This window comes from Anaerolineales bacterium (assembly GCA_022866145.1).
Taxonomy (GTDB): Bacteria; Chloroflexota; Anaerolineae; order Anaerolineales; family E44-bin32; genus PFL42.
In genome coordinates this window covers 1-1,706 of record JALHUE010000482.1, presented here as the reverse complement: position 1 = coordinate 1,706, position 1,706 = coordinate 1, and the positions used below count along the sequence as shown (strand labels likewise).

Below are 1,706 nucleotides of genomic sequence, written 5' to 3'. Positions count from 1 at the left end.
TGCCGCTGCGGGCCGAGTTCAAAGGCCGCATCCGATCGGTGATTCATGACCAGTCGGCATCGGGCGCGACCTTCTTCATCGAGCCGATCACGATCGTTGATTTGAACAACGAGGTGCGCGAGCTGGAACTGACAGAGCGCGACGAGATCCGGCGCATCCTTGCCGAGGCCTCGGCCAGGATCGGCGAGCAGGCCGAAGCCATCCACCTGACGGTGGGGTCGCTGGCTGAGCTCGATCTGGCGTTCGCCCGGGCGCGGTATGCCGAGGCGCTGGGAGCCGCCGAGCCGATCCTGCTGGATGTCGACCGCCCGCCGCAGGATGCCGGGCGGCTGCGGTTGATGGCGGCGCGCCATCCGCTGCTCGACCCAAGCGGGGTCGTGCCGATCGACCTGGTGTTGAACGCCGGGACCACGGCGCTGGTCATCACCGGGCCCAACACCGGCGGCAAGACGGTCGCCTTGAAGACCGCCGGCTTGCTCAGCCTGATGGCGCAGTGCGGACTTCACTTGCCGGCGGCCTCCGGCTCCGAGGTCACAGTCTTTGCCGGTGTGTATGCCGATATCGGGGACGAGCAGTCGATCGAGCAGTCGCTGTCGACGTTCTCGTCCCATATTGCCAACATCGTTCAGATCCTCAAGCTGGCCGACCGCCGATCGCTGGTCGTGCTGGATGAGCTGGGGGCCGGCACCGATCCGACCGAGGGTTCGGCGCTGGCCCGCTCGATTCTCACGGAGTTGCTGAGTCGCGGGACGACGACGCTGGTGGCAACCCACTACCCCGAGTTGAAGGTGTATGCGCATTCCACTCCCGGCGTGCGCAATGCCAGCGTCGAGTTCGACTTGAATACCCTTCGGCCAACCTACCATCTGGTGATCGGTTTACCAGGCCGATCGAACGCCCTGGCGATCGCCGAGCGCCTTGGTCTGTCGAGCCAGGTGATCGACGGCGCCCGCCAGATGCTGGCGCCGGAGGACGTACAGGCGGAGTCGATGCTGGACGAGATCCACCGACAACGGGACGCGTCCCGGCAAGCCCGGCAGGCCGCCGAGCAGGCGATGGCCGAAGCCGAGCACCTCCGCGCCGAGCTGGCCCGGCGGCTGGAGGCGATTGAGGACGAGCGGGCGAGGCTGCTGCACCAGGCGCAGCAGCAAGTGGAGCGTGAACTGGAAGACGTGCGGGCCGAGATCGACCAGCTGCGCCGGCAGTTGTCGGCCGCCCGTCAGCCGCTCCAGGCGCTGAAGGAGATCCAAACCGCCTTGGAGGACCTGGAGGCCGAGGTCGCCGGGGTTGCCAGGCCCACTCCCCTGGAGATGCCCAGCCCGCGCCCGGTGCAGCTTCGCCCAGGCGACCGCGTCCGCGTGCGCAGCTTGCAGGCGGAGGGTGTCGTCCAAGAGGTGGAGGCGGAGCAGGCGGAGGTGCAGATCGGGCGACTGCGGGTGCGCGCTCGGCTGGAAGAACTGGAGCTGCCGTCAGGCGAAGGCGAGCCTGCTAGGCCGGTGAGGAAAGCGCCTGCTGTCCGGAGCGCGGCTGCCCCCTACCTGCCGCCGGTGCCGCCGCTCGAGATCGACCTGCGCGGCCAAGCAGCCGACGAGGCGCTTGACGAGTTGGAGCGGCGCCTGGACGCGGCCTACCTGGCCGGCGTCCCGTTCCTGCGGATTATTCACGGCAAGGGGACGGGCAAACTGCGCCAGGCGGTGCGGCAGGCG

Annotated in this window: 1 protein-coding gene; it reads left to right on the top strand. The window is 68.6% G+C overall.

Going from position 1 to position 1,706, the window contains the following annotated elements:
- A partial coding sequence (locus MUO23_14095; GenBank protein MCJ7514082.1) for a Smr/MutS family protein occupies window positions 1-1,706 on the top strand: 1,706 nt, incomplete at both ends.